This window comes from Phytohabitans houttuyneae, from assembly GCF_011764425.1.
Lineage (GTDB): Bacteria > Actinomycetota > Actinomycetes > Mycobacteriales > Micromonosporaceae > Phytohabitans > Phytohabitans houttuyneae.
On record NZ_BLPF01000002.1, the window covers coordinates 2012083 to 2038086 of the forward strand.

Consider the following 26004-nt stretch of genomic DNA (forward strand, 5'->3'; position numbering starts at 1 on the left):
GCGAACCTCTCCTTGCTCCATGGACTGTCAGAACAGCGCCTTCGCGAGCCGAAGGGCGCCCTGCTTCCAGGGGTCGCGGTGGGTGCGGCCGGCGCTGCGTCGCGTCCTGTTCGCCCGCCACCAGTCGTACGTCTTCAGCAGTGCCCGTTCGTTGCTGAACCGCGGCGCGAACCCGAGCCGCTCGACCGCCCGCTCGGTGGACACGTACGAGTCGCGGGTCAGCTTGTGCACGAGTCGCTTGTAGACCGGCGAGAGCCGGAGGGCGGCCAGGACGCGCAGCGCGCCGACGGCGGGACCGACCGGCACGGTCAGCACGCGCTTGCCGTGGCCGGCGGCGTCGAGTACCGCCTGGAAGTCCTCGCGCAGCGTGCCGAACTCGTGGGCGCCGATGTTGAACGTGTCGTTGACCTTGTCGTCGGTGCCCTCGCAGATCAGCTGGATCGCGTCGCACAGGTCGTCGACGTCGAGCATCTGGGTGGCCACGTCGCCGCCGCCGATCAACGGGAAGTGCCGGCCCTCGTCGGCCCACTCGAAGAGCATCGCGAACAGGCCCAGCCGCTCCTCGCCGAGGAAGGTCTTGGGCCGCACGATCGGCGCGCACAGCCCCTGCTCCCGCAGCTTCAGCACGGCGGTCTCCGCCGAGAGCTTGGCCGCCGAGTACGGGTCGACCGGTTCGCACGGGTAGTCCTCGGGCGTCGGGCAGAGGCGGGGTAGCCCGTACACCGCGGTCGAGGAGACGTGCACGAACCTGCCCACCCCGGCCCGCCGTGCGGCGTCCAGCGCCGACACCGTGCCGTCCACGTCCACCGAGCGGATGTCCGCCGCGCGGTGGCTGGGCAGCGCGGCGGCCGAGTGGATGACGACGTCGGCACCGCGGAACGCCTTCTCCATCGCGCCGGTGTCCCGCACGTCGGCCCGGATGTACGCCGCCCGGTCCCCCGCGCGGTCCGCGAGCGGGCGGATGTCGACGCCGGTCCAGGTCACGCCGGGCCACGGCCGGGCCAGCAGGGCGGTGCCCAACATGCCCGCCGCTCCGGTTACGACAATGTGCACTTCCACCTCCCAGATCGGGAAACTCCGCGCTCCCCGGTATGCTTTGTCACGGCCGCGTGACGGTGACGTTTCATAAGTCATCCGCTTATTCAGACATTCATCGACGCGACATCGTCTATTCGTCGAATCCGGGCCGTTGCCGGCGGGCCTGTTGTGCAGGTCACATCTGCCCCCGCCTCCCTGATCCTTGAATTCGTACATTGGCACCAGTGACGCTAGTGACCCACGATTGCCCTCTCCTTGGTGCCTTCGCCAAGGTTCGAGCAAGGTCCCGTAGATACCTTTTTGAAGCGGGAGACGATCTCAGGGGGAGCGATGGAAGGCGCGGGTACCACGACCGTCATAACGGACGAAAGGGCCCCAAAAAGCCTGGCCGCCTGTCAACTCGCCACGCCGTTCAGAGGCGTGCATCACATTGATGTCCGACGCAGTGGCCAGGCGGTCTCCCCTATTAACACGCAGGTAATCAGGTATACCTACCCGTGGATGTCCTCCTTGCACTAGAGTGACCGCGGGCCCTTGACCGAGGAGCGCCATTGACCACGTCAAAGCCGCTGGTGTCGGTGATTATCCCGTGCCACAACAGCGCAAAGACCATCGCCCTCAGCGTCGGATCGGCATTGACTCAGACCTATGAATCTATCGAGGTCGTCGTGGTGGACGACGCGAGTACCGACGAGACGCCGCACATCGTCCGGGGCCTCGACTGCACGCTGGTCGAGCTGACCACCAACGTCGGTGCCGGGCCCGCCCGCAACCGGGGGATCGAGGCCAGCAACGGCGAGATCTTCTTCTTCCTCGACTCCGACGTCGCGCTCGCCCCCGACGCCGTGGCCAACGCGGTGCAGATCTTCCAGGAGCACCCGTCGTACGGCGCGGTGTGGGGCGTCTACGGCAACCGGCCGCTCGTCGACGACGGCGTGGTCGAGTGGGTGCAGGTGCTCTACGGGCACTACCGGGCCACCCGCAAGCTCGGCCCGGCGCGCACCGGCCACTTCGCCAGCGGCGCCGTGCCGCGGTGGGTGGTCGACAACATCGGGGCGTTCGACGAGCGGCTGCTCGGGCAGTACGCCAACGAGGACCACGAGTTCAGCCTCCGCATCGCCGAGCACTACCCGGTCACCCGCACGCTGTCGGTCATCGGGTACCACGACGATGACGACCGGCTCTCCTCGGTGCTGCGCAAGCTGTACAAGCGGGCGATCTCGCTGGTGCCCCTGGTGCTCAAGCAGCGCGACCTCAAGCCCGAGCGGGAGGCCACCCACCGGCCGGCCGAGGTGGCCGCCGCGTTCCTGGCCACCGTCACCCTCCCCCTGGCCCTGCTCTCGCCCTACCTCGCCGCGGTACCGGCCGCCCTGCTGGCCTGGTTCATCGCCGTCAACCTGCCGATGCTGCGCTACGTGCGCCGCACCGCCGGCTGGCGCATGATCCCGCCGAGCGTCCTGCTGACTTTCGCGTACGGCCTCGCCATCTCGGCGGGCGCGCTGAGCGGTGGCCTGCGCTACCTGCTCGACGCCCGCTTCCGCCGGCGATACCAGACACCGGCCGGAGCCCATTGACGCGCTCGGGCCAAAGGTAAGGCGCAACAAACGGGGAGATAGACGTGAGGATCCGACTACTGGGACCGATCGAGGTGGAGGCGTCCGGACGGCCACTTGATGTGGGACCGCGTCAGCGTCGCGCGGTGCTGGCCGCCCTGGCCGTGGACGCCGGTACACCGGTCTCGATCGACACGCTGACCGAGCGGGTCTGGGGACCGGCCGCGCCGGAGGCGCCGCGCAGCGCCCTGTACGCGCACGTAGCCAGGCTGCGCCGCGCCATGTCGGAGGTCGACGAGTTCGGCCCGCCGGTGGGGCTCAGCCGGCACGGCGACGGCTACGTGCTGAACGTCGACCGCCAGCGGGTCGACCTGCACCGGCTCGACGACCTGATCGACATGGGCCGGGCCACGTCGCAGGCCGGCGGCGAGGAGCGGATAGCGGCGCTGCGCGAGGCGATGGACCTGTGGCAGGGGCCGCCGCTGTCCACATTGGCCAGTGACTGGGCGGTGCGGGTGCGGCGCAGCGTCGCCTCCAAGCTGATCGGCCTCGCCGGCGCCTGGGCCACGGAGGAGCTGCGGCTGGGCAACGCCGAGTCGGTCGCCGACCGGCTGGCCCGGGTGCTCGGGTCGTACCCGCTCGCCGAGCCGCTGGTGTCGCTGCAGATGCGCGCGCTGTGCGCGATGGGCCGCACCTCGGAAGCCCTGCAGTGGTACGTCGACACGCGCGCGCAGATCGTCGAGCAGTTCGGCGCCGAGCCCGGTCCCGAGCTGCGCAACCTGCACGTGGCCGTGCTGCGCGGCGAGCTCGACGAGCCGTACGCGGTGCCCGCCGGCCCGGTCGCCACGCCGGTGCGGTACGTGCCCCGGCAGCTGCCCGCCGACATCGCCCGGTTCTCCGGCCGCCGCAACGACCTCGCGCCGATCCTGAGCTGGCTCAACCCGGCCGCGCCGGCCCGGTCCAGCCCGGTCGTGTCGATCTACGGCGCCGCGGGCGTGGGCAAGTCGACCCTCGCGATCCACGCCGCGCACAAGCTCACCAGCCGCTACCCGGACGGCCAGCTCTACGTCGACCTGCGCGGGTCGAGCCCGAACGCCGAACCGCTCACCCCGGTCGACGCGCTCGCCCGGATGCTGCGCACGCTGGTGGGCAGCGTGACCTACGACGTCGACCAGGTCGACGAGGCCGCGGCGCTGTTCCGCTCGGTGGTCGCCGGGCGGCGGCTGCTGCTCGTGCTCGACAACGCCGTCGACGCCGCCCAGGTGCGCCCGCTGCTGCCCAGCGGCGCCGGCTGCGGCACGCTGGTGACCAGCCGCCAGCCGCTGGCCGGCCTGAGCGACGTGTGCCAGCTGCGCATCGGCCCGCTCACCGTCGACGACGCGGTCGCGCTGCTGAGCCACTGGGTCGGCGCCGAGCGGGTGGCCGCGGAGCCGGAGTCGGCCGCCGCCATCGCCCGGTGGTGCGAGTGCCTGCCGCTGGCGTTGCGCATCGTCGGAGCCCGGCTCGTGGCCCGCCCCGGCTGGCCCCTCGCCGAGCTGCGCGACCGGCTCGCCGACGAGCGCCGCCGGCTGGACAACCTCGAGTTCGACGGCGTCGGCGTGCGGGCCAGCATGGCCGGCTCCTACGACCGCCTGTCCGGCAGCGCCGACCGTGCCGAGCGGGCGATCGCCGAGGCGTTCAAGCTGCTCGGCACGGCGCCGCTGTCCGAGCTCAGCCGCTCCAGCGCCGCGCGCCTGCTGTGCCAGTCCGAGGCCAACGCCGAGCGGATCCTGGAGTGCCTCGTCGACGCGCAGTTGCTGGAGACCTCGGCCCCGGGCACGTACCGGATGGGCGAGCTGCTGCGGCTGTACGCCCGCGAGCGGTTCGCCGGCCAGCCGGAGACCGCACCGTGACGGCCGAGGCCGCGGTCGCCGAGACCGTCGCGGCCGAGCCGGTGCGGCGCGGGCGGATGCTGCTGCGCCGCTCGCTGATGGGGCTGATGCTCGTCGCGACCGCGGCGTTCGTGGTGCTCGCGCTGCGCGGGCAGGACTGGTCCACAGTGGCCACCACGCTGCGCGGCCAGCGACCGGGCTTCTTCGCCTCGATGGCGGCGCTCGCCTTCCTGGCCAATGCCGCCGGGCTCGTCGCGACGATGCTGTCCTGGCGGGCGACGCTGGCCGGGGTGGGGGAGCGGGTCGCCGCCGCGGACGCCGCCCGCATCTTCTACTTGGGACAGTTCGTCAAGTACGTGCCCGGCAAGGTGCTCGGCCTCGTCATGAGTGTCCAGATGGGACGGAGCATCGGCGTGCCGGCGAGCCGGATGAGCGCCGCGTGGCTGCTGGCCCTGATGATCAGCCTGCTGACCGGCGCCACCGTCGGCCTCGCGGCCGGGCCGGAGGTGTTCGGCGCGTCGTCCGCCTGGCTGGTGCTGGCCGTCCTGCCGGTGGTGGCGGTCCTGGTCCGCCCGCACCTGGTCGGTCTCGGCACCGTCCTGCTCGCCCGGATCCGCCGCAGACCCGAGCCGCCGACCGCGCTGTCCGGACCGGGCATCCGGCGGGCGGTCGTCGCCCAGCTGGCGGCGTGGCTGATCGGCGGTACGCACCTGTGGTTCCTGGCCGTGGCCATGGGCGCGCCGCCGCTGCGCTCATTGCCGCTCTGCGTGGGCGCGTTCGGCCTCGCCGCCATCGCCGGTGTGCTCGCGGTCTTCGCGCCCGACGGCATCGGCGTGCGCGAGGTGGTCGTGCTGGCCGCGCTCAGCATCGTGCTGCCCGTGCCGGTGGCCGGGGTCGTGGCGCTGGTCAGCCGCCTCGTGGTCGCGCTGAGCGAGCTCACCACGGCCGGCGCCGGCCTGCTGGCGACCGAGGTGGTCAGAAGGCGCGCCGGCTCCAAGAATCCGCCAAGGCGTTGGTCACGGACGAGCCGCTAATGTGCGTTATCCACGATTCCGGACGCTCCACTGCAGACGGTCGGAGACACGAAAGCGGCGATAGCGTGATCTCAAAGAATGCGGTACCCATGCCGGACAAGAAATACGACCTCACCGTCGCGGTCACCTACTACGAGCCGTACGTCAGCGGGTTGACGCACACCGCGCGCGGCATCGCCGAGGGCATGGCCAACCGCGGCTGGCGGGTCGCCGTCGTGGCCGCGCAGCACGATCCCGAGCTGCCGCTGCGCGACACGGTCGGCGGGGTCGACATCTACCGTTCGCCGGTGCTGACCCGGGTCAGCCGGGCCGTGGTCGCCCCCCACTACCCGCTGCTGGCCAGCCAGCTCGCACGCCACTCCGCCCTGCTGCACCTCAACCTGCCGATGCCGGAGGCCGGGCTGCTGATGCCGCTGACCCGGCCGGTGCCGGTGGTGAGCCGCCTGCACACCGACCCGTACCTGCCGCCGAGCCGGCTCAGCCGGATGTACGTCCGCGCGACCGACGTCGCGTCCCGCGCGGCCATCCGCTGCTCCGCCGCGGTGGTGGCCAGCAGCCACGACCAGGCGCGCGCGTCGCGGTTCTGGCCGGTGATCCGCCGCCGCCACTTCACCCCGATCACGCCGCCCTGCCTCGACCGGCGCGGCGGGCAGCCGCGGTACCGGGAGACCCGCGCCCTGCACGTCGGCTTCCTCGGCCGGATCGTGGAGGACAAGGGCATCCGCTACCTGGTACAGGCGTTCCAGCGGATCGCGGACCCGGACGCCCGGCTGCTGATCGCGGGCAACTACCACACGGTCGCCGGCGGCAGCAATCTCGCCGCCGTACAGGCCGAGATCGAGCGGGACAGCCGGGTGCGGATCCTCGGCGAGCTGCGCGGCCGCGAGGTCGACGACTTCTACGCCTCGATCGACGTGTTCACGCTGCCGGCGGTCGCGGGGTCGTTCGGCATCGTGCTGGCCGAGGCGCTGATGTGCGGCATCCCCTCGGTCACGACCGACCTGCCCGGCAGCCGCTATCCGGTGACCTCGACCGGGTTCGGCCGGGTGGTCCCGCCGCGGGACCCGCAAGCCCTGGCGGGCGCGATATGCGAGCTGGCGACGATGCCACGGGACTGGCGGGAGCAGAAGGCCCGGGCCGCCCGGGCCCAGTTCTCCGCGGCGGCGTCCCTGGACGCGCACGAGGTCCTGTTCACCACCCTTCGCGGGCGGGCCACACCCCGGCGCGACCGCTGAGAAAAGAACCGAGAATGGAGTGCCGATGAACGAGCAGCCGCTGGTCTCAGTGATCATTCCGAACTACAACTACGCCAGTACCATCGGCGAGTGCGTCAAGGCGGCACAGCGCCAGACGTACCCCTCGATCGAGATCATCGTCGCCGATGACGCGAGCACCGACGACTCGGTGGAAATCGCGCGCGGGCTCGGCGTGACCGTGCTGCAGGTACCGGTCAACAGCGGTGTCTCCACGGCGCGAAACCTGGGCGCCGCGCACGCCAAGGGCGAGGTGCTGTTCTTCGTCGACTCGGACGTGGCGCTCGACCCCGACGCGGTCGAGCGGGCCGTCCAGTTCCTGCGCGACGACCCTGGGCTCGGCGCCATCTGCGGCATGTACCGGGCCGAGCCGATGTTTCCGGACAGCCTCGTCAAGCGCTACCGCGCGATCCAGCAGTACGTGTGGTTCAACGAGATCGACGGTGCCATCCCGGGCCTGCACTCGGCGCTGTTCGCGATGAAGAAGGCGACGTTCGAGGAGATCGGCGAGTTCAACGACAGGCTGCGCTGGACCGAGGAGCAGGACTACGGCTTCCGGCTCAACGCGCGGTACGAGGTCAAGGCCGTGCCGACGATCCGCGGCCGGCACGACCACGACGGCACCATGCGGGTGATGCTCAAGAAGGTCTTCAACCGCACCCGCCTCGGCGCGCCCAACTGGCTGCGGCTCAACAAGCTGCCCGGCGGCGCCGGCGCCGGCCACCGCGCGCTGGGCAGCGGGTTCGTCCTCGCCGGGGTGCTCGCGCTCGGGTCGGCGGTGCTGCTCGGCCCGTGGGCGCTGCTGGCCGCCGCGGCCCTGACCGGCATCAGCATTCTGCTGGACAAGCGCACCTATGCCTACGCCTTCCGCAACCACGGTGTCGTGTTCGGACTCCAATTCACGGTGATTCATCTGCTGGTTACACTCACGTCGGCGGTGGCCGCTGGTATCGGCATTCTGCAAGGATTGTTGTTCCCGAGCATGACCCGGCGGCTCTACCGCGTGGAGAAGACCGCCTGACCCCCTCGCGCCGATAAACGGTGCCCGACGGAGAGTTGGACATGACAGTTTCTGAGCACCCTGGCTTGCCTGAGCGTCCCGCCTTCGGAATCGACAGCACCGCCACCGAGGTGGTCGCCGGTGTCGATCTCACCGGCAAGGTCGCCATCGTGACCGGTGGATACTCCGGCCTGGGCCTGGCAACGACACGGGCGCTCGCCGCGGCCGGCGCGCAGGTCGTCGTCCCGGCCCGCCGCCCGGAGACCGCGCGCGAGGCGGTCGGCGGCATCGCCGGTGTCGAGGTCGAGGAGCTCGACCTGGCCGACCTCGACAGCGTGCGCGGGTTCGCCGAGCGGTTTCTGGCCTCGGGCCGAAGCGTCGACATCCTGATCGCCAACGCCGGCGTCATGGCCGCGCCGCTGACCCGGGTCGGCGACGGCTGGGAGTCCCAGTTCGCCACCAACCACCTCGGCCACTACGCGCTGGTCAACCACCTGTGGCCGGCCATCGCCGCCGGCGGGGGCGCGCGCGTCGTGGTGGTCGCGTCGGGCATCGGCGAGTCCCCGAGCATCCGGTGGGACGACGTGCACTTCGAAGAGGGCTACGACAAGTGGGCGGCGTACGGGCAGTCCAAGTCGGCCAACGTCCTGTTCGCCGCCGAGCTCGACCGGCGCGGCCGGGACGCCGGGGTGCGCGCCTTCTCGATCAACCCTGGATACATCCTCACTCCGCTCCAGCGCCACCTGACCAAGGACGAGATGGTCGGTGCCGGCTGGATCGACGAGGACGGCGTGGCGCTGCTGCCCGAGTTCCGGGCGCCGGAGCAGGGTGCCGCCACGCAGACCTGGGTGGCCACCGCGCCCCAGCTGGCCGGCGAGGGCGGCGGCTACTACCAGGCGTGCGCGCTGGCCAAGACCTTCGAGGGCGCCGACGAGCGCGCCGCGGCTGAGCGCCTGTGGACCCTGTCCGCCGAGCTCACCGGCCTCGACGCGGTCGGCAAGCCGGCCTAGCGGCGTCGTGAGGGGCGCGCCGGCGTTCAGGCTGGCGCGCCCGCGCGGTCACGGCGCCGCGGCGTCGATCGCGGCCAGCAGGGCGCCCCGCTCCGGCTCCGGGACGTGCTGCCCGACCGCGCGGCGCACCCGGTCCGGCGCGATCCCGGCCGCCTCGGTGACGACCCGCCGCCGGACCTCCGCGGAGGCGTCGGCGACCGCGTAGACGAGCATGCCGGCCCATTCCTCGTGCGCCCTGACGAGGTCGCCCGCGTGCGCCCACAGCCAGTCCGGATCCGCCACGCCGAGCGCGAGCGGCGCGTCGTGGGGGCCGGCACCGGTGAGGGCCAGCCGCTTGGCGGCGCCGAGCACCTCCCGGTCGGCCGGCTCGCCGGTGTCCGCGGCGATCGAAAGCCGGGCGAACAGCAGCTCCGCCGCGGTGTCGAGGAGCGGGTCGGACGGGTACCGCGGGTCGGGGGTCTCGCTCAGCCACGCCCGGCGCTCGACCACCATGGCGGTGACGCGCTCGCCGCCGGCCGCCCCGTCCTCGTCGAGGAAGAAGTCGAGCGCGCCGCGGACCAGCACCGGATCGTCCGAGTCGAGCAGGCCGGCGACCGCGCGGCTCAGCCGCGGCCCTTCGGCGTCGAGCAGCCGGTGCAGCCGGACCAGCCACACCACGTCACCGTCGAGGCCCGGCGGCACGAACGGCGGCCGGCGGATCGCGGACCCGGCGAGGGCGCCCCAGTCGGTGTCATGGTCCAGCCGCACGCCGTCGAGCGTCGCCGGGAGCCGGAAGTCCGGGTGCCCCTCGCACGCCCAGCCGGTGAACGGCGCGTACAGGTCGTCGGGCTCGTCGCCGATCCGGTACTGCCAGACGACGTCCTTCTCCTGGCAGGCGCACCGGTAGTGGCGGACGCCGTCCGGGCGCGCCTCGGAGCGCACCACCTGGCGGCAGCGGTCGCAGCGCATGCTGTTGCAGCCGACCGCCGTCTCCCAGCCGAACTCGAACGGCTCCGGCGGCAGCCAGAACCTCGTCCCGACGAGCTGCGGCGCCGGCTCGCAGAACCGGGTCACGAGCGGCCCCGTCCGGGAGCGTCGGGCGCCTCGTCGGGAAACTTGCCGTTCTTGCCGAACGTGCGCAGCTTCGCCTCGGAGTACGGCTCGACGTTGCGGTACATCTTCTGCCCGCGGGTCATGCCGGCCCCGAACGGCTCCGCCGCCACGAGGACCTCGACGAGCGTGTGGTGCCGCGCGCCGACCAGGAAGCCGATGCAGGCCAGGCGGGTGGCGTACAGCTCGCCGCCGAGCGCCTGCGCCGCGTTCATCATCGCGTTTGTCGTGCCGGACGGCCCGGCTCCCACCGGAAGCTGCAGCTCCTGCATCTCCGCCACCCACCTGTGCTCGTTCCTGGCCGTCCACTCCTTGGTGCCCGCGTGCCACTTCAGCACGTCACGGTACCGGTCCCAGTCGTTCTGCACGTCGGTCTGGCCCGGCTGCTCCCGCTCGGCCCGCTCGAACTCCTGCCGCTGGGCGGATCGGTGCAGGCCCACCTCGCGCGGGCTCATCCGCAGGCCGGTCTCCTCGATCGTGACGCCGATGTCCCGGCTCTCGCTCGCCGGCCGGCGCTGCCGCGAGTCCCGCTGGAACCTGACGTCCGAGTCCGGCGGCACCGGTGCCATCGCCTCCCGGATGGCGTCGGTCCTCTCCTTTGCCGACCTGCCGGTGAACCTGATCTTCCGCAGGTCCGCCATGCGCGCCTCCAGGAAGTCGGAGTTGAGCTGCGCGGTGGCGATCCGCCTGCGGACCTCGTTCGCCATCCTGCGGTCGGCGAGGTCGCTGCCCAGGATGCCGGAGTAGAACCGGATGATGTGCACGAACCGCTCGGTGAGCGTGCCCCGGTCGAAGACCGCCATCAGGTCGGAGACCTTGCCGCCGACCGAGCCGGACCGGTGCACGTTGGCCTCGGCCACCTTGCTCAGCAGCGTGGCCAGCCGCGCGTTTTCCGCGTCCCAGGCGTCCCAGCCGCCGCCCACACTCTCCACAATGTACGCCTTGGCCTTGGCCGCCATCGTGCGCATCGCACCCTTGGCGCGGCTGTCGTCCGCCGCGTCCGCCGACAGCTTCCGCTCGAACGCCTTGGCGTCCTCGGCGAAGTGGGGGTTGGCGCCGGTCGGCTCCTCGCCCTCGGCCCGCGCGCCGGTGCCGTTTTCCAGCTCCGGGTTGATCCGGCCGTAGACCGCCCAGTGGTCGCCGCGCACGACGGGCCTGAGCGTGTCGAGGCCGTACCGGATCCGGATCGCGGCCAGCAGCGGCTGCAGGATCTTGCCGGCGACGGGCCGCCCCGGTACCGGTTGACCGCGGAGACGCCCGCGGCGACGGCGGCGCGCAGCCGGCGGCTCTGCCCCTCGGGGGTGTTGTCCCGGCGGCTCGGCCGCTTCGGCCGCCGCCGGTCGGAGGGCTTGCGCGGCCTCGCCGGTTTCCTCGGCTTCTTGGGCCTGACCTTGCTCTTGAGCTTGGCCCAGAGCCGCTTGATGAGGGTGATGAGCTTGTCGATGATCTTGTCGACGGCTTTGGCGACGGGTCGGGAGAGGGTTTGGAAGATCTGCTTGACCTTGCCGGCGATGCCGCCGATGCCGAGGATGGCGGCGAGGAAGCCGATGAGGACCGGGATGGATCTGGCGAGGGCGCGTTCGACGAGGGCGGGGACGCCTGCGCCGCCGCCGCGGGCGATGGCGATGACGGCGTCGAGGACGGCGTTGACGAACTCGATGATCTGGCGGCCGCGTTCGATGACGAAGCGGACGATGTCGATGATGAGCTTGCAGGCGCGGATGAAGGCCGAGGCGGGGTTGAGCAGGGACAGCACCCAGGTGATGCCGGCGACGATGACCGTGGGTACGAGGTAGTCGACGACCTTGGAGATCAGGGTCTTCTTGAGGTCGCCGACGCTGGACCTGAGGTCGTCCCAGAGGCCGCCGATGCCCTGCTTCTTGACCTTCGCGGCCAGTGGCAGGGCGGTCTCGGCGGCGGCGACGGCCTGCTCCGGGACCCGGCGGGTCAGGCGGCCGCGGATGAACTGCCAGGTCAGGCCGAGCAGGGAGGCGATCAGCAGCAGGATGCCGCGCGCGTCGAACTTGGCGGGCAGCTGGATGCCGGCCTGGGCGGAGACGCCCAGCAGCCAGGACAGGATGCCGGCCTGCAGGTGCTTGCCGATGTTGCGCAGGAACTGCTTGAGTCCGGCGCCGACGCCCTTGACCAGGTTGCCGAGGAAGCCGATCGGGTCCTTGAGGATGGCCATGACCGCTTGTGCGGCCTTGCGCAGCACGCCGAGCAGCAGGTTCTTGAGCTCGATGATGGTGTCGATGACGCCCTTGACGGCGGCGACGACCTTGTCGACCAGGCCCTTGTTCTTCTCCTTCTCGGCGGCGATCTCGTCGTCGACGCTCTTGAGCGCCTCGGTGTACTTCTCGGCGAGCGTGTCGACGAGCTCGGTGCCCTTGTCGTCCACGGTTTCGCGCAGCTCGTCGAACTTGTCCGCGAACCCTTCGGCCGCCTCCCGCCCGATCGCCTGCAGGTCGGCGGGGAGCTGTTTGACAGCCGTCTGCAGGTCGCGGCGGCCGTCCGCGATGCGCCGCTTGGCCCGGGCCAGCTCGCCGCCGATGGTGTCGGCGATGTTCGAGATGACGCCTTCCATCCGGGACACGTACCGGTCGCGGGCGGTCACGTAGATCTGGTTGGCCTCCTCCGGCAGCCCGGCGAACAGGTCCCGCACCCAGCGGCCCTTGCCGAGCACGCCGCCGTACCGCCGGTCCTTGTACTCCTGCATCCGGCGCTTGTGCTCGTCGGTGAACGCGTCCCGGGCGGCCCGCTCCTCGCGGGTGAACTGCCCGTCCACCTTCTTGTCCAGCCCGGACAGGATGTCCTCGACGTCCTTCTTGGTCGCGTCGAAGACCCGCTGCAGCGTGGCGGTCACCCGCGCCCGCGCGTCCTCGTCCCGCCCCTTCGCCGCGCCCTTGCCGGCGCCGACCTGCTTACCGGCGCTGACCCGGGTGCCGGTGATGCTGGTCATCGCGGCGGCGCCCAGGCCGCCGGCTTCGGCCTTGGCCGCGGCGAGCGTCTTGCCCTCGTGGGTGAGCATCCGCTTCTGGGCCTGCGGCGCCTCCCGCTCCACACCCCGCTTACCGTCGAGGGCCTTGGTGAAGGTGGGCTCGTTCGATTTGGCCAGCTGCGGCTCGGTCACCTGCGCGTCGGCCAGCTGCCGGTCGAGGCGCTCCGGCCCGTCCGAGGTGTCGGTGGCCGACGCCGGCAGCTTGTCCGGCACCGCGCCTGCCGGATCCGGCGTGCCCGGCTTTGCCGGCGGCCGGTCGGCGGTCAGCGGGACGACCTTCTTCGCCACGGCCTTGGAGGTGTCCGGCGGCGCCGCGGTCGTGGTCGCGATCTGCTCGGCGGACGCTTGCTTGCCGTCGGCCACCTGACCTTGGACCTCGGCCTTGACCTGCGCCGGCTTGTCGGAGTCGGCGAACTTGTCGGCCTCGTCCAGGTTCTGCGGCGCCCGCTTGGCGATCGCGTCCTTGACCGCCTTGACGAACGCCGCCTTGTCGAACTGTCTCGGCTGCGCCGCGTCCATCTTCTCCGCGTTCGCCGCCTTGCCCTGCGCCTCCTTGTCATCGGCCGGCGGCACCGCCGCACCCTGCGCGTTGGACGCCTCCGCCTTCGCCGGCGGATGACTCGTGCCGACCGTCCGCTTCTTCGCCCCGACGTCCTTCCTCAACGCCTGGAACTTCGGATCACCCGCCGGACCCGACCGCTTGCCCGCCTCGGGCTTCGCCTTGGCCTTCGGCGCGGGCTCGGCCACCGCCGGCGCCGCCGCGCCCAGGGCGGCCGCCGGCGCCGGCTCCTTCGGCGTGGCCCGCACCGGCTCCTTGACCGGCGGCTTGGCCGCGCCCGCCGCCACCGCCGCGTTTCCCACCGCGCCCTGGGCGGCCACCGGGTCCGCGCCGGGCACGGCCCAGCGCATCCCGGACGGGGGTACCGCGTTGAGCCCGGCCACCACGGCCGCGTTGCCCACCAGCGACTGCGCGGGCGACACGCCCGCCACCCGATCGGCCGGCGGCCGGACCTCGGGCAGCGTCACCGGAGCCTGCCGCACGACCGGCGTGGGCGGCAACGTGAGGACCCGCACCGGCGCAGGCATCCCGCCACGCTACGAGCCCGACAAGATCCACCGCGCCGATGAGAACCCTAGGTTTCGGGGTACGGTTCGGCGGTGCCTGTGGACCCGGCCGGCGAGGTCGTCGCGCTGACCAGCGAGCTGATCGCTCTCGACACGACGAACGGCGCCGACACCGCCGCGCCCGGGCGGGAGCGGTTGGCCGCCGAGTACGTGGCGGCCAAGCTCGCCGAGGTCGGGTACCAGCCGACCTATGTGGAGTCCGGCGCGCCCGGCAAGGGAAACGTGGTGGTCCGGATCGAGGGCGCCGACCCGGGCCGCGGCGCGCTGCTCGTGCACGGCCACCTCGACGTGGTGCCGGCCGATCCCGCCGAGTGGTCGGTGCACCCCTTCTCCGGCGAGGTGCGCGACGGCTTCGTGTGGGGCCGCGGCGCCGTCGACATGAAGGGCATGGTCGCGATGGCGCTGGCGACCGCCCGCCGGTTCAGGTCGGAGGGCTTCGTGCCACCCCGCGACCTGATCTTCGCGTTCGTGGCCGACGAGGAGGCCGGCGGCTTCGCCGGCGCCCGCTGGCTGGTCGACAACCGGCCCGACCTGTTCGAGGGCGCCACCGAGGCGATCGGCGAGGTCGGCGGCTTCTCCGTCACCCTCGCCGACGACGTCCGCGCCTACCTCGTGGAGACCGCCGAGAAGGGCGTGATGTGGCTGCGCCTGAAGGCGACCGGCACCGCCGGGCACGGCTCGATGGTGAACGGGGACAACGCCATCGCCACCCTCGCCGCCGCGGTCGCCCGCCTGCAGGCGCACCGGTTTCCGGTGGTGCTCACCGCGCCGGTGCGCGACTTCCTCGCCGGCGTCGCCGAGATCACCGGCGTGCCCTTCGACCCGGACGACCCGGAGGCCGCGGTGGCCCGCCTCGGCCACCTGTCCCGGATGATCGGCGCGACGCTGCGGGACACCGCCAACGTGACCATGTTCGAGGCCGGGTACAAGGCCAACGTGGTCCCCTCGGTCGCGCGGGCCACCGTCGACGGCCGGATGCTGCCGGGCCGGGAGGCCGCCTTCGAGGCGGAGCTGGCCCGCGTGCTCGGCCCCGGCGTCGAGCTGGAGTGGGACACGCTGCCGCCGGTGGCCACCCCGTTCGACGGCGCTCTCGTCGACGCGATGACCGCGGCCATCGCGGCCGAGGACCCGGGCGCGGCGGTCCTGCCGTACATGCTCTCCGGCGCCACCGACGCCAAGTCCTTCGCCCGCCTGGGCATCCGCCACTTCGGGTTCGCGCCGCTGCGGCTCCCGCCGGACCTGGACTACACGGCGCTGTTCCACGGCGTCGACGAGCGGGTGCCGGTCGACGCGCTGACGTTCGGCGTGCGGGTGCTGGACCGCCTCCTGCGCACCGCCTGAGCGCGGCGTAGGTGGGCGCCGCTCAGCGGTCCTTGACCACGATGCCGAGGGTCTGCGCCAGCATCGGTGCCAGCTCCGCCAGCTGCCCGCTGTCGATGATGGCGCCGCGCAGGGCGTCGCCGCCCTCGGCGACGTCCAGCTCGCGGGCGCCGCGAAAGTCCACTTTGGTCAGAGCGGCCTTGCCGAACCGGGCCCGCCGCAGCGTCGAGCCGGGAAACGACACGTTCGCCAGCGTCGCGCCGCCGAAGTCCGCCTCGAGCAGCTCGCAGTCGCGAAACTCGACGTCGCGCAGGTCGGCGCCGCGGAGGTTGAGGCTGTCGACCTTGCAGCGCTCGACGACCACCCGCCGCATCCGGGCGCCGTACGCCTGGACGCCGGCCAGCACACCGTCGAGAAACGACACCTCCAGCAGCTGCGCCTCGGCCCAGCTGCACCCGATCCAGCGGGTACGGCTCACCCACACGTCGTTGAACCGCGCCCGCGCGAAGCTCCCGCCGTCGAAGGACACCCCCGTCACCGCGCATTCGGTGAAGCGCGCGTTGCCCGCGTCGACATCGGTGAGGTCCGTGTCGGCGAGGTGGACCTCGGTGTAGTCGACCTCGCGCTCCGGCGCGCCGTCGAGCGGCTCCAGGTACGCGGCATAGGGCAACGCGGCGAGCTCCTGAGGCGCTGGCATGAGATCGTGCCACCTTCCGGCGTTGCGGGCGGTCGTCACGGCGATTATCCACGTGGGCCGCCGACGGGCGTGAAGCCCTTCTGAAAGCCAACTGAAAGGCACCCGCCCTACGTTCGAGCGCATGCTGAGGCGCGCGCTGACCGGGTTGCTCGCCGCCGCCGCGCTCGCCGGCTGCGGCTCCGCCGCCCCACCCGCGGTGGAGAAGGAGCCGGCGCCGCTCACGCCGGCGCAGGCGCGCGAGCTGGCCGAGGCCGAGGAGATCCTGGTGGCGCGATGCATGCGCGGGCAGGGCTTCGAGTACCACCTCGTCCCGGCTGACCCGGCGCTCAGCGAGGACCGCGACTTTCCGTACGGCATCGACGATCCGGCGTGGGCGGCGCGGCACGGCCTGGGGTGGGCGCTGCGCGACCTGGCCAGCCGGCAGGCGGGGGAGGGCAACCCGAACAACCGGTACACGGACGGGCTGCCGCCGGACCGGCGACGCGCGTACACGCAAGCCCTGTACGGCACGGGGGGCACGGCGCTGGCGGTGACGATCCCCACCGGCCAGCAGGTCACGATGCCGCCGGACGGGTGCCTCGCGTCTGCGCAGCAGGAGCTGTACGGGGATCTGCGGCGCTGGTTTCCGGTGCGGGCCATCACCGGCAACCTCGCCTCGGCGATCCGCCCGAAGGTCCACGCCGACCCGCGCTTCACGGCCGCGGCGCGGCAGTGGTCGGGTTGCATGGCCGAGCGCGGCCACGACTTCCGCGACCCGGTCGACCTGCGCGAGCGGTTCACCGCCGGGTCGGGTGAGGGGGAGCGGCGGGTGGCGGTCGCCGAGGCGGAATGCGTCGTGGCGACCGGGCTGGCGCGGACCGGCCACCGGCTCGAGGCCGAGCTCGGCGCGCCGGTGCGGGCGAAGTACGCCGCGGACATCCGCGCACACCGCGAGTTTCAGGCCGCCGCGCTGCCTCGGGCGGCGGAGCTGATCGGCACGTGAATCGACGCCGGGGCGTACCGGATGGGGAGGACTCTGTGCGAAAAGCGACAAGGCTGCTGGCGGCGCTGGCGATGGGGGCCGCGCTGGTGATCGGGGCGCTGCCGGGTGCGGCACAGGCCGCGCCCAAGGACGACCAGGCCACGGCGACGGTGGCCACGGAGGTCGACGTGCAACCGATGGGCATCCACTCCTGCGACCCGGGTGACTTCTGCGCGTACTACCTGCGCAGCTTCACCGGCGGCTACCTGCACGCCTGGGCCGGCAGCGACTCCAACTGGAGCAACAACTACATCCAGAACGGCGCGAGCATCAACAACAACGACATGTCCTGGTGGAACCGCGGCAACCCGTGTGCCGGCTGCGACATCGTGCGGGTCTTCGACAACACCGGGTACGGCGCGCCGATGACGCTGTGCGTGGGGCGGGGCAGCAGGTCCTGGTGCACGTGGGGGCCGAGAACCGCGGCTCGTCCCACAGCTGGTACGGCAGCTGCTAGGCGTCTACGGTTCCTCCGGTGGCCGGCCTTCGCGTGAGGGCCGGCCACCGTCGGGCTCCGGCGGCGGCTCGACGAGGTGGCGGGCGCCGAGGGCGACGCCGAGCTGGAAGCGGTTGTCCACGCCCAGCCGGTCCATCAGCGAGCGCACGATCGTCGACACCGTCCGGGTGCTGACCCGCAGCTCGCGCGCGGCGGAGACGTCGGTGTGCCCCTGGGCGAGGAGGCCGACCAGCAGGTGCTCGCGCGGGTCGAGGTCGATCCGTGACATCGGGTTCTCCTGTACGGCTCGGCCGGTCGCCCAGTGCCGCTCGAACAGCGCCACCAGTGCGGACACGACGGGCGGCTGGGTGACCTCCAGGTAGCCGCGGTTGACGTCGGACGGCGTCACCGGAAACAGCGCCACCTTGCGGTCCACCACGAAGAGCTTCATCGGTACGGCCGGCATCTCCCGGTACGCCGGCCGCCGCTCGCCCGCCGTCCGGCCGAAATGCGACATCGGGTCCGGTGTCGTGGGCTGTACGCCGAGCACCCGCATGTCGACGCCGCGCGCGAGCAGCGCGCGGTCCATCGAGACGGCCGGCTGCGCGGCCGCCGCGTCGAAGCGCGCCTCCGGGTTCATGGCCAGGTGCTCGTGGCGGGCGATCGCGACGAGCTCGGCCAGCCGGGCCCGGGTCGCCTCCCGCGTCCGCAGGTGGCGCAGCCCTTCTCCCAGCCGTACGGCGTGCGCGACGACCTCGGGCACCGCCGGCCGCGGGGCGGGCTCGGGTGCGCGGGTGGGCACGGCCCGGTGCGTGCCCACCGCCGCCCGGGGCACCCACACCAGGCCGGCGCGGCCGGGTGCGCGGCGCCCGGCGGCGAGGCCGAGCGCGGCCAGCTTGTCGAGGGCCTCGGTGACCCGCGGGCGGGTCATCCCCAGGTCGCGCAGCAGCTCGCCCGCGGTGGCCCGGCCGAACGTGACGAGCCGCCGGTACACGAGGTCGGCGTCGGGCGAGGCGCCCCAGCCGATCAGCGACGGCACGGGGCCGACCTGCGTGGTCATACGCAGGTGCCGCAGTGCGGGTCGGTGACCACCACGACCGGCGGATCGCCGGCCACCCGCGGGTCGTCCGTCGAGATCGGCACGGCGGCCGGCGTCCCGTCCGGGCCCTGCGGGTCGATGCCGAGGCAGGCCACCCGGCCGTAGCGGTCGTAGGCGAGGCAGACCGCCTCCGGCAGCCGGGGAAGCGCTACCCGCAGGTCGAACCCGGTCGGCTCGGAGGCGATCCCGTACGGCACGGCCCGCCCGTGCTCGGCGCTGAGCGGGTAGTACCTGATGACGAGGAACCCGCCGCCGTCCGCCTGGTCCGGGTCGCACGGCTGGATCCACCCCGACAGCGCGAGCACCGCCCCGCTCGGCTGCGCGGCCTGCAGGCCGTACCCGGTCAGCTCGCCGGTGGCGCACGTGACCGGCCGCCAATCCGGGTCGAAGGGGGGCGACCCGGCCGCGGCCGGCCGCGCGCCGGCGAGGAGCAGGAGGCCGGCGGCGGCGAGTGCCGCCAGCCTTGAGCGCCCGGAACCCGTCATCGAGAAGCCTCCCGTCCCCTGCCACTGCGTCAACATGCAACCAACGGTCGAGCGGGCAGTCACGACCCGTTGCACATTCGTGTCCAAGGCTGCGTGATGACGCAGGTCCGCGCGGGTTTGCGTCGACCCTCCACAAAGGTCGGTCCGGGCGCGGTCGGCGGCGTATCGAAGGGCCGGGTGGGCGTGCGCGCCGGGCCGGCCCTACTCTCGTGGTGGGCGGGGACGGACCTGGGGCTGGAGGAGACACATGCCGGAGCTGATCGTGGTGGACGTGCGGGCGGGTTCCTGGCACGAGCCGGCGAGTGTGCTGCTGAAGGACCCGGCGACGGACCGCTACCTGCCCCTCACCGCCAGCTCCAAGGGCGCGGCCGCCCGCGCCGGCGTGAGCGCCGCCCTGGTGCGTGACCTGCTCGATGCGGTCGGCGCGCCGGCCCGGCACGTCGAGGTCGGCGAGGCCTCCGCCGCGCCCGACCAGATCGCCCTGGTCGTCGGCGACGGCGTGCGGGTGCCCGCGAGCCTGCTGGAGGCGATCGCGTTCGCGCAGGAGACCGGCGTGCCGATCCGCTGCACCGACGCGGTGCTCTCCGCCGAGGGCAAGCCGGCCGGCGAGGCGCCGACCACCGCCGCCCGGTGGAACGTGGCCGACCCGGCGCCCACCTCGGCCTACCGCGTGCTCGACCTCGACGCGACCACCCAGCTGGAGATCATCCAGCCGCGCGACGCCGCCGGCGAGGACACCCCGGTGGCGCAGGCGCCGGCCGGCGCCGCGATCCTGCAGATCAGGCAGGGCCCGGGCGCGGGCGCCGTGTTCACCCTCGACCGCGACGTCGTCACCTGCGGCCGCGACTTCAACAGCGAGATCGTCCTCGACGGCGCCACGGTCTCCCGCAAGCACGCCGACTTCCACCGCCAGGGTTCCGGCTACACGGTGGCCGACCTCGACAGCCTCAACGGGACGTACGTCAACGGCGAGCGGGTCAAGACCGCCGCGCTGGCCCCCGGCGACGAGATCCGCATCGGCCGCTACCTGTTGACCTTCGTCACCGGCTGACGCCCCCGACCGGGCTACAGCCAGCCGCGTCTGCGCAGGTACAGGTAGAGGCCGAGGGCGGACGCGGCGATGATGGCCGTGCTCAGGACGAAGCCCCACGTCTGGCCGTACCCCGGATAGGGCAGGTTCTGGCCGAAGTAGCCGGTCAGCGCGGTCGGCACCGCGATGACCGCGGCCCACGCGGCCAGCTTGCGGGTGGTGTCGTTGAGGACGTTGCCCTGCTCGGCGAGGTCGGCCTGCAGCACCCCCTCGATCCGGTCGCGCAGGTGCTCGACCTCGTCGACGGTGTGGCGGGCGTGGTCCTCGACGTCGCGGTAGTACGGCGCGACCCGCTCGTCGATCCGGCGGCCGTCCGTGCGCATCGCCTGGCTGACCAGGTCGGGCATCGGCGCGACCGGCCGGCGGACGGTGGCGACGAGCTTGCGGAGGGCCACCCCGCGCATCCGCACCGGCCGGGGCGCCGCACCCTCCTCGATCAGGGCGTCCTCGATGGCGTCCATGGCGCTGTCGAGGCGCTGCGCGGCGGCGAACTGGCCGTCGACGACGACCGAGAGCAGCCCGTACAGCAGGAAGGAGACGCCGCCCGCCCCGGTGAGCTCCGCGTCGGCGTCCCACCGCTGGACGAACGGCTTGGTGTCGCTGGGCGACTTGCGCACCGTGATCAGCGCGCGTTCGGTGACGAAGGCGCTGATCTCCTGCTTGTCGAGCCGGAGCCGGTCACCGGTGGCGGTGATCTCCAGGGCGTACACGTTGAGGAACACGTGCCCCGGGTACCGCTGCAGCTTGGGCGCCTCGTGGTCCTGCACCGCGTCCTCGATAGCGAGCGGGTGCAGGCGGAACGGCTCGGCCACCGCCTCCAGGTCGGCCATGTCGGGGTCGTCGAGGTCGAGCCAGAGCACGGCGTCGGGATGCGCCGCCAGCTTCTCGGCCGCCTCCCCGGCGGGAAAGCCCTCGGCGACGACCGTGCCGTTCTCGTAGAGGCGGGTCTGGGTGGGGCACGACGGAGCGTTCACCCCATAACGATGACTGCCCGCCGGCGGGCGGTGCCGTCAGGGGTGGTCCCAGGTCACCTCCGCCGCGCCGTCCACCCGGCTCGTGGCCAGCGAGACGCGCACCTCCACCCGCCCTGGCGTGCGGCAGGCCGCGCAGGCGCCGGCCAGCGTGGCGGCGTAGCCGTCCTCCGACGCCGCGTGGCGCTCGTCGTCGCGGTACCGCCAGGTCAGGGCCGCCGCGACGCGGTGCTGCACCCCGCAGGCGGCGCAGGGCACCCGCCACCCGGCGCGCTCGGGCCGCGCGCCCGCCGGTACCGCGACCGGGGTGCCCGGCCACAGCGCGGCCGAACCGCCGTCCGACAGGTGGACCACCAGCGGCGACCGGGCCGGGTCCTCGCCGTCGAGGAGCAGGTGGCGCAGCGGGCCTGGCGGCAGCGGCTCCAGCCCGGCCCGCAGCTGCGCGGCGGTGAACGCGTGCGCGAGGCGGGTCAGCTCGGCCGCCCAGCCGGCCGCGGTCCCGACCTGGGCGGAGGCGGCGGCGCGCACCCCTTCGTCCATCGCCTCGTGGAGGTCGCCCGGCAGGTCCGAAGTGGACACGGCCGCCCAACCGGCCACCTCGCGGCGCAGCCGCTCCCGCTGCGGCGGGCTCAGGCCGGCGGCCGGATCGGGCGGGGCGGCCGGGCCGTCCGGCTCGGCCAGCACCCTGGCCAGCAGCAGGGCGCGCCCGCCGCGGTCGGTGTGCCGGCGCAGCCGGTCCAGCAGGTCGCGCAGCTGTGGCGCGTACGCCATCAGGTGCTGGTAGCGCAGCAGCAGCGACAGGACCTCCTCGTCGTCCTCGACCAGGATGCGGGAGGCCACCGCGGCGCCGACGCCCGGATCGGCCGTCCGGCGCAGCTCGCGGGCGGTCCACTGCCGCAGGAGCGGCTCGCCGGCGAGGAGCCCGACGACCGCGGACAGGACGCCCGGCTCCCCGATGCGGCGGGTGAGGGCGCCGAGCAGCGCGTTGCGGGCCAGCAGGTCGGTCTCGACGCGGAGGGCGGCCAGGAACGGCGCGCTGCCGGTCCGGGTGAAGGTCAGTGCCTGGACGGCGGCGCGGCGCACCAGCGGCGACGGGTCGTCCAGGAGCAGCAGCGTCGACTCGACCGGCGGGTCGGGGTCGGCCTTGAACGCGCGCAGCCGCAGCCGGCCCTCCGCGCTTTCGGCCAGCTCCCGCCGCAGCGGCTCGTGGCCCGGCCCGAGGTGGCGCAGCAGGGCCGCCACCCGGTCGTCGTCCGCGTCCAGGGAGGTCACGGCGGCGCGGACCCGCGGGTCGACGCCTTCCCGGCCCGCCAGGACCCGCCGCAGCGAGTCGGCCGCCGAGTCGCCGACGTGTTCGGTGTCGTCGTTGAGCCCGAAGCCGGTGCGTACCTCGGTCTCGTCGGTCAGCGCCACCTCCAGCAGCGCCTCCACCAGGCCGGGCTGGTCGCCGCGCCCGGCCGCCTCGTACGTCGCGTGCAGCCGCAGCCGGGGGTCCCGGCTGCGCAGGCCGTCGATCGGTGTCTCGGGCACACGACCACCATAGGAGCACCGGTCACCCGCCGGGCGCCGCCGCACCCACCGGATGGTCGGCCGGCCGCGGCGGACGATTTTTTCCGGTACGGGCTGACAACCGGGTGATCGGCCGCGCCCGTCTCAGGGATGACATGAGCCCAACGGAAGGCGGGACGATGCGGGACGGTTCGGAACAGGAGTACGTCGACTACGTCACGGCGCGGATCCCGGCGCTGCGGCGGCTGGCGTTTCTCCTGGCCGGGGACGAGCACCGCGCCGATGACGTGGTCCAGCAGACCATCACCAGGCTGTACGTGAAGTGGCGGCATGCGCAGGCCGCCGACAACCTCGACAGGTACGTGCGGACGATGCTGGTCCGTACCTACGTGGACGAGCGGCGGCTGGGATGGGCCCGGGTCCGGCTGTTCCGCGACACACCCGAGCCGGCGTCGGGCGGCGACGGAGTGTTCGCCGGCGACGGAGTCGAGGACCGGCAGGTCGTCCGCGCGGCGCTCCGCCAGGTGCCCCGCCGGCAGCAGGCCGTCCTCGTCCTGCGGTTCTTCTACGACCTGTCGGTCGAGGAGGTGGCCGGGACGCTCGGCTGCTCGACCGGGACGGTCAAGAGCCAGACCGCCCGAGGCCTGGCAACCCTGCGACGCCTGCTCGGGGAGCGGGAGTTCGCGCGCTACGCCACCGCGAAAGACTAGGAGCCGACAGATATGCCAACCGAGATCGAACTGCTGCGTTCGCTGGACGACGAGCCGCGCACTCCGTCCACTGTGGACGTGCGGCGCGCGATTGTCGCCGGTCGACGCCGGCGCGCCCGCCGCGCCTTCGGCTACGCGGGTGCCGCGGCGGTCACCGCGCTCGCCGTGGCCGGCGCGTCGATCGTCCTGGCGGGCCCGATGCGCGACACCGGGCCCGACACCGCGGCGACCGGCGCGCCGCCCAACACCACCGCACTGGTGGCGGCGACCCCGCCTACCAGCTGCACGCTCGAACGCCTCCCCGCACCGGACGGCGCCCCGATGGCCCTCGTCACCGGCGCCGACCCCACCGGCCGGTACATCGTGGGTCGCACGTACCCGAAGCCCGGCGGGTACCAGGCGGTCATCTGGCACAACGGCGCCGGCACGCTGGTGATGCTCCCCGGCGACCTCGAGGAGTCGCTGACGGACGTCAACACGACGGGCACCGCGGTCGGCTGGAGCTACATCGGCGGCGAGGGCAACGCCCACCCCGTCCCGTACGTGTACCGCGACGGCACGGTGTCGCAGCTGCCCGGCGTGCGCAGCGGCTCCGCGTACGCCATCAACGACGACGGCGTGATCGTGGGCGCCGACGACGAGGGCTACGCGGTGCGCTGGCCGTCCGCGACCGAGCAGCCGACCCGGCTGCCGATGCCCCCGGGCACGAAGGGCGCGCGGGCCAGCGACATCGACGAGGACGGCACCGTGGTCGGCGCGGTGATCGGCGACGACCGGCCGTACGTGTGGTTCCCCGACGGCACGCACCGCCAGCTCGCGATCCCCACGCTCGACGGCAAGCCGGCCGTGACCGCCCGCGTGGCCAGCATCCGCCAGGGCTGGGCGACGGGCGTGGCCACCAACGGCGCGGGCCGCAAGGGCGACGGCGCCAGGAACCTCAAGATCTCGGCGGTGCGGTGGAACGTCCACACCGGCGAGGTCCGCCTTGTCGACGGCCTCAAGTCGGCGAGCGCGACAAACGCGCACGGCTGGCAGGTCGGCGGCGACGAGCAGAACCGCGCGGTGCTGGTCGCCGACGGCAAGACGGTGCCGCTGCCGGAGCTGCACAAACACGAGCCGGGCGGCCTGACCAACCTCGCCACGACGCTCAGCGACGACGGCCGTACGATCGGCGGCCAGTCCGACGACGCGAGCGGCACGATCCAGGCCGTGGTCTGGCGCTGCCGGTAGGCGACGACGCGGGGAGGGCCGAGCCCGGCCCTCCCCGCCCGCCCCCCCGCGTGATGGGGATGCCCATGCGGGTGGCAGCCTTCGCTGCATGGTGAGGCCCCCGTTCTGGGTCGAGGTGGTCCTGGCGACGGTCGCCGGGGCCGTGGCTTTCGTGCTGGCCGCGCTGGCCTGCACGGCCGCCCGCGACCGGCTGCCCGGCGCCGCCGTGGCGCTGCTGCTCCTGCTCGCCGTGCTGGCGGTGGCGCGCTTCGCCGGCATCCTCTACGCGCTGCCGGTCGGCGTCGTGAGCGTGCAGGCGTTCGACTGGTACTACCTGCCGCCCCTGCGCGTCCTCGACGCCGCGACAGTGTTCGTGCTCGCCCTGTTCCTGGCCGTATCGGTGATCGTCGGCGGGTTCGCCACCCGCGCCGCGCGGCGGGCGGTGGCGGCGCAGCGGGCGCACGGCCTGCTCGCCGGTGAGCAGGCCGCGCTGCGCCGGGTGGCCACCCTCGTCGCGCGGGGCGTGCCGCCGGCCGAGGTCTTCGCGGCGGTGGCGGAGGAGGTCAGGCAGGTGCTGGGCGCCGAGGCGGCCGCGGTGGTGCGCCACGAGCCGGGCGGCGCGGCCACCGTCGTCGCCGTCCGCGGCTCGGCCTGGGACGGCGCCGGTCCCGCGGTCGAGGCGCCGATCACGGTGGACGGCCGCACGTGGGGAGCGGCCCGCGTACGCCTGCCGGCCGCGCCCGACCGTGGCGCCGAGGACCGCATCGCGCACTTCACCGACCTCGTCGCCACCGCCATCTCCAACGCGGACGCGCGCACGGCCCTCACCGCCTCCCGCGCCCGCCTCGTCACCTCGGCCGACGTGGCGCGGCGGCGGCTGGAGCGGGACCTGCACGACGGCGTACAGCAGCGCCTCGTCACGCTGGCACTGTCCGTGCGCGCCGCCGAGTCCGACCCGGACGCGCCGGTCAGCGCGATCCAGGACGACCTGTCGCGGATCGTGGACGGCCTCAACGAGACACTCGACGAGCTGCGGACCATCGCCCGCGGCCTGCACCCGGCGATCCTGTCGGAGGCCGGCCTGGGCCCGGCCGTCCGCACGCTGGCCCGCCGCTCGCCGATTCCGGTAGCGCTCGACGTCGACATGGCCACCCGCCCGGACCCGGCGATCGAGGCGGCGGCCTACTACGTGGTCGCGGAGCTGCTGGCCAACGTCGCCAAGCACGCCAAGGCCACAACGGTCGCCGTCCGCATCAAGCTGCGCGACGGCCACCTCGACCTGCGCGTCATCGACGACGGCGCGGGCGGCGCCGACCCGGGCCGCGGCTCCGGCCTGGTCGGCCTGGACGACCGGGTCGAGGCACTCGGCGGCCGCATGCTCGTGGCCAGCCCGCCGGGGCAGGGCACCGACGTGTCGGTCCGGCTGCCGGCCCTCTCCCCGGTGGCCGCCGCCGTCGAGCCCTGATCCACAGTGGATTTGAGCTAC

Annotated in this window: 22 protein-coding genes; 13 read left to right on the forward strand and 9 right to left on the reverse strand. The window is 73.3% G+C overall.

Annotated elements, in window-relative coordinates; genetic code table 11:
* Positions 1–27: 27 nt before the first annotated feature.
* The gene (locus tag Phou_RS32260; RefSeq protein ID WP_218579295.1) at positions 28–1053 is read right to left on the reverse strand and encodes an NAD-dependent epimerase/dehydratase family protein; all 1026 of its coding nucleotides are present in this window, start codon (positions 1051–1053) and stop codon (positions 28–30) included.
* Positions 1054–1616: 563 nt separating this feature from the next.
* Between Phou_RS32260 and Phou_RS32265 the strand changes: the two genes are divergently transcribed.
* The 6 genes from Phou_RS32265 (at position 1617) to Phou_RS32290 (ending at position 8759) form a co-directional block, all read left to right on the forward strand.
* On the forward strand, positions 1617–2612 hold the full coding sequence (locus Phou_RS32265; protein ID WP_246274095.1) for a glycosyltransferase family 2 protein: 996 nt from the start codon (positions 1617–1619) through the stop codon (positions 2610–2612).
* A 125-nt stretch (positions 2613–2737) separates the two neighbouring features.
* Positions 2738–4483 carry an AfsR/SARP family transcriptional regulator gene (locus tag Phou_RS32270; protein WP_173063124.1) on the forward strand — a complete coding sequence of 582 codons (1746 nt, stop codon included), beginning with the start codon at positions 2738–2740 and terminating at the stop codon, positions 4481–4483.
* On the forward strand, positions 4480–5496 hold the full coding sequence (locus Phou_RS32275; protein WP_173063127.1) for a lysylphosphatidylglycerol synthase domain-containing protein: 1017 nt from the start codon (positions 4480–4482) through the stop codon (positions 5494–5496). Before Phou_RS32270 ends, Phou_RS32275 begins: the two co-directional genes overlap by 4 nt.
* An 89-nt stretch (positions 5497–5585) precedes the next feature.
* Entirely contained in the window at positions 5586–6731 is a 1146-nt protein-coding gene (locus Phou_RS32280) for a glycosyltransferase family 4 protein (protein WP_173063130.1), read from the forward strand.
* Between the two features lie 25 nt (positions 6732–6756).
* On the forward strand, positions 6757–7770 hold the full coding sequence (locus Phou_RS32285; protein ID WP_173063134.1) for a glycosyltransferase family 2 protein: 1014 nt from the start codon (positions 6757–6759) through the stop codon (positions 7768–7770).
* 41 nt (positions 7771–7811) lie between these two features.
* The gene (locus Phou_RS32290; protein ID WP_173063137.1) at positions 7812–8759 is read left to right on the forward strand and encodes an oxidoreductase; all 948 of its coding nucleotides are present in this window, start codon (positions 7812–7814) and stop codon (positions 8757–8759) included.
* A 48-nt stretch (positions 8760–8807) separates the two neighbouring features.
* Here Phou_RS32290 and Phou_RS32295 read toward each other — a convergent pair whose 3' ends face one another.
* Genes Phou_RS32295 through Phou_RS32305 form a run of 3 tightly spaced genes read right to left on the reverse strand, consistent with a single transcriptional unit; the run spans position 8808 to position 13932 of the window.
* Positions 8808–9812 carry a hypothetical protein gene (locus Phou_RS32295; protein WP_173063140.1) on the reverse strand — a complete coding sequence of 335 codons (1005 nt, stop codon included), beginning with the start codon at positions 9810–9812 and terminating at the stop codon, positions 8808–8810.
* Complete coding sequence (locus Phou_RS32300; protein WP_173063143.1) at positions 9809–10807, reverse strand: hypothetical protein; 999 nt, start codon at positions 10805–10807, stop codon at positions 9809–9811. The genes Phou_RS32295 and Phou_RS32300 overlap by 4 nt, the downstream gene beginning before the upstream one ends.
* A complete protein-coding gene (locus tag Phou_RS32305) occupies positions 10714–13932 on the reverse strand; it encodes a hypothetical protein (protein WP_173063146.1) in 3219 nt (1072 codons plus the stop codon). Before Phou_RS32305 ends, Phou_RS32300 begins: the two co-directional genes overlap by 94 nt.
* Before the next feature lie 72 nt (positions 13933–14004).
* Between Phou_RS32305 and Phou_RS32310 the strand changes: the two genes are divergently transcribed.
* On the forward strand, positions 14005–15312 hold the full coding sequence (locus tag Phou_RS32310; protein WP_173063149.1) for a M20/M25/M40 family metallo-hydrolase: 1308 nt from the start codon (positions 14005–14007) through the stop codon (positions 15310–15312).
* 22 nt (positions 15313–15334) lie between these two features.
* Here Phou_RS32310 and Phou_RS32315 read toward each other — a convergent pair whose 3' ends face one another.
* Positions 15335–15988, reverse strand: coding sequence for a pentapeptide repeat-containing protein (locus Phou_RS32315; protein WP_173063152.1), 654 nt, complete (start codon positions 15986–15988; stop codon positions 15335–15337).
* A 121-nt stretch (positions 15989–16109) separates the two neighbouring features.
* On the opposite strand from Phou_RS32315, the gene Phou_RS32320 reads away from it, so the two are divergent.
* Both Phou_RS32320 and Phou_RS32325 read left to right on the forward strand, forming a co-directional pair.
* The gene (locus Phou_RS32320; protein ID WP_173063155.1) at positions 16110–16970 is read left to right on the forward strand and encodes a hypothetical protein; all 861 of its coding nucleotides are present in this window, start codon (positions 16110–16112) and stop codon (positions 16968–16970) included.
* A gap of 35 nt (positions 16971–17005) precedes the next feature.
* Positions 17006–17503 carry a peptidase inhibitor family I36 protein gene (locus Phou_RS32325; RefSeq protein ID WP_173063159.1) on the forward strand — a complete coding sequence of 166 codons (498 nt, stop codon included), beginning with the start codon at positions 17006–17008 and terminating at the stop codon, positions 17501–17503.
* Here Phou_RS32325 and Phou_RS32330 read toward each other — a convergent pair.
* Together Phou_RS32330 and Phou_RS32335 are read right to left on the reverse strand one after the other, a co-directional pair.
* Positions 17471–18505 carry a LuxR C-terminal-related transcriptional regulator gene (locus Phou_RS32330; RefSeq protein ID WP_173063162.1) on the reverse strand — a complete coding sequence of 345 codons (1035 nt, stop codon included), beginning with the start codon at positions 18503–18505 and terminating at the stop codon, positions 17471–17473. The genes Phou_RS32325 and Phou_RS32330 overlap by 33 nt on opposite strands.
* Positions 18502–19029: a hypothetical protein gene (locus Phou_RS32335; RefSeq protein ID WP_173063165.1), complete on the reverse strand. Its 528-nt coding sequence runs from the start codon at positions 19027–19029 to the stop codon at positions 18502–18504. The genes Phou_RS32330 and Phou_RS32335 overlap by 4 nt, the downstream gene beginning before the upstream one ends.
* Before the next feature lie 247 nt (positions 19030–19276).
* On the opposite strand from Phou_RS32335, the gene Phou_RS32340 reads away from it, so the two are divergent.
* On the forward strand, positions 19277–20080 hold the full coding sequence (locus Phou_RS32340) for an FHA domain-containing protein (RefSeq protein ID WP_173063168.1): 804 nt from the start codon (positions 19277–19279) through the stop codon (positions 20078–20080).
* A 14-nt stretch (positions 20081–20094) separates the two neighbouring features.
* On the opposite strand, the gene Phou_RS32345 is transcribed toward Phou_RS32340, so the two are convergent.
* Together Phou_RS32345 and Phou_RS32350 are read right to left on the reverse strand one after the other, a co-directional pair.
* Positions 20095–21093 carry a magnesium transporter CorA family protein gene (locus tag Phou_RS32345; RefSeq protein ID WP_173063171.1) on the reverse strand — a complete coding sequence of 333 codons (999 nt, stop codon included), beginning with the start codon at positions 21091–21093 and terminating at the stop codon, positions 20095–20097.
* Positions 21094–21129: 36 nt separating this feature from the next.
* Complete coding sequence (locus tag Phou_RS32350) at positions 21130–22620, reverse strand: hypothetical protein (RefSeq protein WP_173063174.1); 1491 nt, start codon at positions 22618–22620, stop codon at positions 21130–21132.
* A 158-nt stretch (positions 22621–22778) separates the two neighbouring features.
* Between Phou_RS32350 and Phou_RS32355 the strand changes: the two genes are divergently transcribed.
* The 3 genes from Phou_RS32355 to Phou_RS32365 all read left to right on the forward strand — a co-directional run bounded on the left by Phou_RS32355 (position 22779) and on the right by Phou_RS32365 (position 25983).
* Positions 22779–23309, forward strand: a complete 531-nt coding sequence (locus tag Phou_RS32355; protein WP_173063177.1) for a SigE family RNA polymerase sigma factor — start codon at positions 22779–22781, stop codon at positions 23307–23309.
* 12 nt (positions 23310–23321) lie between these two features.
* Positions 23322–24539: a hypothetical protein gene (locus Phou_RS32360; RefSeq protein WP_173063180.1), complete on the forward strand. Its 1218-nt coding sequence runs from the start codon at positions 23322–23324 to the stop codon at positions 24537–24539.
* 88 nt (positions 24540–24627) lie between these two features.
* On the forward strand, positions 24628–25983 hold the full coding sequence (locus Phou_RS32365) for a histidine kinase (protein WP_173063183.1): 1356 nt from the start codon (positions 24628–24630) through the stop codon (positions 25981–25983).
* Positions 25984–26004 lie beyond the last annotated feature (21 nt).